Origin of the sequence: Thermoflexus sp. (genome assembly GCF_042408365.1) — a bacterium.
Taxonomy (GTDB): Bacteria; Chloroflexota; Anaerolineae; order Thermoflexales; family Thermoflexaceae; genus Thermoflexus.
In genome coordinates this window covers 1-3,808 of record NZ_JBHOQJ010000029.1, presented here as the reverse complement: position 1 = coordinate 3,808, position 3,808 = coordinate 1, and the positions used below count along the sequence as shown (strand labels likewise).

Annotated in this window: 4 protein-coding genes; 1 reads left to right on the top strand and 3 read right to left on the bottom strand. The window is 65.8% G+C overall.

Annotation, left to right across the window (positions count from 1 at the left end):
* Positions 1-1,053: transcription termination factor Rho (gene rho / locus ACFMO5_RS01345; protein WP_376790975.1), on the top strand; the 1,053-nt coding region annotated here is incomplete at its 5' end.
* 51 nt (positions 1,054-1,104) lie between these two features.
* Here rho and ACFMO5_RS01340 read toward each other — a convergent pair.
* The 3 genes from ACFMO5_RS01340 to ACFMO5_RS01330 form a co-directional block, all read right to left on the bottom strand.
* Positions 1,105-2,346, bottom strand: a complete 1,242-nt coding sequence (locus ACFMO5_RS01340; RefSeq protein WP_376790974.1) for a thiolase family protein — start codon at positions 2,344-2,346, stop codon at positions 1,105-1,107.
* Between the two features lie 72 nt (positions 2,347-2,418).
* Positions 2,419-2,916: a Rieske (2Fe-2S) protein gene (locus ACFMO5_RS01335; RefSeq protein ID WP_376790973.1), complete on the bottom strand. Its 498-nt coding sequence runs from the start codon at positions 2,914-2,916 to the stop codon at positions 2,419-2,421.
* Positions 2,916-3,638: a hypothetical protein gene (locus tag ACFMO5_RS01330; protein ID WP_376790972.1), complete on the bottom strand. Its 723-nt coding sequence runs from the start codon at positions 3,636-3,638 to the stop codon at positions 2,916-2,918. The genes ACFMO5_RS01335 and ACFMO5_RS01330 overlap by 1 nt, the downstream gene beginning before the upstream one ends.
* Positions 3,639-3,808 lie beyond the last annotated feature (170 nt).

Here is a 3,808-nt window from a genome sequence, read left to right as displayed (position 1 = left end):
TACGTCAGCCAATCCCAGATCCGGCGCTTCGGCCTGCGTCGGGGGGATTTCGTGGTCGGCCAGATCCGTCCCCCCAAGGAGACGGAGAAATATTACAGCCTCCTCCGGGTGGAGGCCGTGAACGGCCTGGATCCGGAACAGGCCCGGGAGCGGCCCCGGTTCGAGGAGCTCACCCCTATCTTCCCCAACGAGCTCTTCGATCTAGAGGTCGATCCCAAGAACCTGACCACTCGGCTGATCAACCTGGTGGCGCCCATCGGCCGGGGGCAGCGGGGTCTGATCGTTTCACCACCTAAGGCGGGCAAGACCACAGTCCTCAAGCACATCGCCAACGCGATCTCCACCCGCTACCGCGACGTCCACCTGATGGTTGTGCTCGTCGGCGAGCGGCCGGAGGAGGTCACCGATATGGACCGCTCGGTGGAGGCCGAGGTGGTCCACAGCACCTTCGATGAGCCGCCCGAGAACCACATCAAGGTGGCCGAGCTGGCCTTGGAGCGGGCCAAGCGGATGGTGGAAGGGGGCAAACATGTGGTGATCCTCCTCGATTCCATCACCCGGCTCACCCGCGCCTATAACCTGGTGGTGGAACCCAGCGGCCGCACCTGGACGGGTGGCCTGGACCCCGCCGCGCTGTATCCGCCCAAGCGCTTCTTCGGCGCTGCCCGAAACATCGAGAACGGCGGCTCGCTGACCATCCTCGCCACATGTCTGATCGACACAGGGAGCCGGATGGATGATGTGATCTACGAGGAGTTCAAGGGGACCGGCAACTGGGAGCTGCACCTTTCCCGGAAGCTGGCCGAGCGCCGTCTCTTCCCCGCCATCGACATCGAGCGCTCCGGGACCCGCCGGGAGGAGCTGTTGCTGGATCCGGAGACGCTGGAGAAGGTGTGGTTGCTGCGGCGGATGATCGCCCGGATGATGGCTCCGCCCCCGGATGGAGGAGGGTATGATCTGGCTCAGGTGATGGAATCCCTCCTCAATGCCTTGGCCAAGACCCGCACCAATGCCGAGTTCCTGACCCGCATCAAGAAGGGGGACTGGAGCTGAATGAAAACGGGAGGGGGCGCTTCTGGCGCCCCCTCCCATCTTTCTATCAGCTCAAGCCGCCTCGTGAAGGCCTTCCACGATCGTCGCCTCCCCCTGTCCCACGCCGACGCATAAGGTGGCCAACCCATAGCGCGCCTTCCGGCGGCGCATCTCATAGAGCAGGGTGGTCAGGATCCGCGCCCCGCTGCATCCCAACGGGTGCCCCAGGGCAATGGCCCCTCCGTTGACGTTCACCTTATCCAAATCCAGCTCCAATCGCTTGATGCAGGCCAGGGTTTGGACCGCGAAGGCTTCATTGATTTCCACCAGGTCGATCTGATCCAGGGTCAGCCCGGTCCGCTCCAGGACTTTCCGCGTCGCGAAGATCGGGCCGTAGCCCATCACCCGAGGGTTCACCCCCACGGCGGCGGAGGCGACCCACCGGGCCAGCGGCCGCAGGCCCAGGGCCCGCGCTTTCTCCGCGCTCATCAGCAGCAACGCTGCAGCGCCATCGGCCAGGCCGGAGGAGTTCCCCGCCGTCACCGTCCCGCCTTTCCGGAACACGGGGGGCAGGCGGGAGAGGCGCTCCAGATCCGTATCCAGGACGATCTCGCCGTTCTCCACTCGGTAGCGGGGCCCCTCGTCGGTATCGATCATCCGCGGCGGTTGCCCTGGCCGCTCGATGACCACGGGGACGATCTCCTCTTTAAATTTTCCGGTGCGGATCGCCTCCACGGCCCGTTGATGGGAGCGGAGGGCAAACCGGTCCTGCTCCTCCCGTGTGATGTCCGGGTTTTCCTCGGCGATGTTCTCGGCCGTCTCGCCCATGGATTCCAGGGGGAACATCGCCTCCATCCGGGGGTTCGGGAACCGCCACCCCAAGGCGGTGTCATAAACCGTGAAGTTGCCTCGGGGGAAGGGGGCCTCCGCCTTGGGCATCACCCATGGCGCGCGGGTCATGCTCTCCACCCCGCCGGCCACGATCACATCCGCCTCGCCGCACCGGATGGTCCGCGCGGCCATGTTCACCGCGGTTAACCCAGAGGCGCACAATCGATTGACCGTCGCTCCAGCGACGTGCTCAGGGAACCCCGCCAGCAGCAGCGCCATCCGGGCCACGTTCCGGTTGTCTTCGCCCGCCTGGTTGGCGCAGCCCATGTAGACTTCGTCCACGATCGCTGGGTCGATGCCGGCCCGCCGCACCACCTCCTGGATCACCAGGGCGGCCAGATCATCAGGCCGCACATCCTTCAACGCTCCTCCGTATTTGCCCATCGGCGTTCGCACGGCCGCGACGATCACGACCTCGCGCATCTGACCCCTCCTGAAAACCCCTTTCAAAGGTTCCGATTTATAGGGGCGGGCACAAGGCCCGCCCCAGGGCCCTCATCGAAGCTGGTTGATGTTCACCCAAATCGAGCCGCCCATCACCCGGGCTGGGTGGGCGGGCAGGGGCGAGGAACAAGGGCCTGAGATGGGACGGCCGTCCGCGGCGAAGCGACACCCGGTGCACTCGGCGACCAGTTCCACGCCCTCGATCTTCAGCAGGCATGGCAAGTCGGGTGGTTGCATGGGGAAAGCCTTCACTTCCTCCCCTGTCCGCACCAGGATCAGGGGGTAGATCCGCCCGCTTCGATCGGAGAGGGTCACGGGGAAGGGGACCCCTTCGGGCAGGCGCTCAAGCGGCACCCCTGTGTCGAGCCATCGGGGCGTCCAAGGGGCACCGAAGACCGCCAGGCCGAAGATCACGCAAAGGCCGATCCCCAACAGGCCTCCGAAAAGGGCAAGGAAGATCTTGCCCTTCCGGCCGGCCTGGGAGGGCAAACCCTCTTCCTCAACCGGGAAAGGAAGCGCTTCTTGTTGACCGTCACCCGTCCACGCCATCATCGCGCTCGCTGATTTTTCTCCTCAAGGCGTGCCAGCACACGCTTCAGCTTTCTCCGCTCAGCCTCGCTCAGCAGCCGCACCTTTCCCCTGAGAGGATCGCTTCTCACTTCTTCGGGTTTCCGGGGATCTCCCACCAACTTTGCGAGCAGGCGAACCTCGCCTTCGTCCAGAGGGATGTTCATCTTCCGGCCCATCCCCCGCGGGCGGTAGAGCGCGAGGCGGTAACGCCGGTCCCCGAAACGCGCCCCCAGGTCGACCGGCTGCACCACCTGGTACGGCCCTTCGAGCCGGCCCCACGAGTGTCTCCCGGCCCACCAATGATATACCCAGTCGCCCTCGCGGGCCCTCCGGTACAGGTCCGCCCCGCAGGCGTTGTACCACGTGATCCGCTCCACCCCATGCGCCTTCCGCAACCGGGTCAGCGCCCTCTCCGCCGCCCGGCGTTCCGTTTCTTTTTCGCGGTCCCACTTCGTCGGCAGCAGCCAGACGCGTCCCGCCGGTATCTCTCCCCGCTTGCGCCGGTCGGACCCGGCCCGGGGCGCCGAGAAACGAGGCCCTTGGGGTTCCCGCTTCGCGCGCTCGTGCAGGATGTCCTCCGACATCGGGACGGCCTCGTGCTGCAAGCGCCGAAGGTACTGGCGGAGGCCCCGGAGCTCCTTTCCCGACAGCACGACCCCGGCCTCCTCCGGCCTCTCCTGGGAGTCCTCAGACAGGTTCATCGACCGTTCCGTGACTCGTCGTCATCTATTTCACCCCGCGGGGTGAAATCGATGACCGGTCCCTTCCTGCTTCATCGACCCATGGCTTGTAGACCGGGCCTTGTGACCCGTTCCGCCGCCAGAGGGATCTCCACAGGCCAACGGGCACCCCGCGCGATCCAAAGGATCGC

Coding starts and splice junctions, on each gene's coding strand:
- ACFMO5_RS01340 (WP_376790974.1), bottom strand. CDS start 2,346: ATGCGCGAGGTCGTGATCGTCGCGGCCGTGCGAACGCCGATGGGCAAA.
- ACFMO5_RS01335 (WP_376790973.1), bottom strand. CDS start 2,916: ATGGCGTGGACGGGTGACGGTCAACAAGAAGCGCTTCCTTTCCCGGTT.
- ACFMO5_RS01330 (WP_376790972.1), bottom strand. CDS start 3,638: ATGAACCTGTCTGAGGACTCCCAGGAGAGGCCGGAGGAGGCCGGGGTC.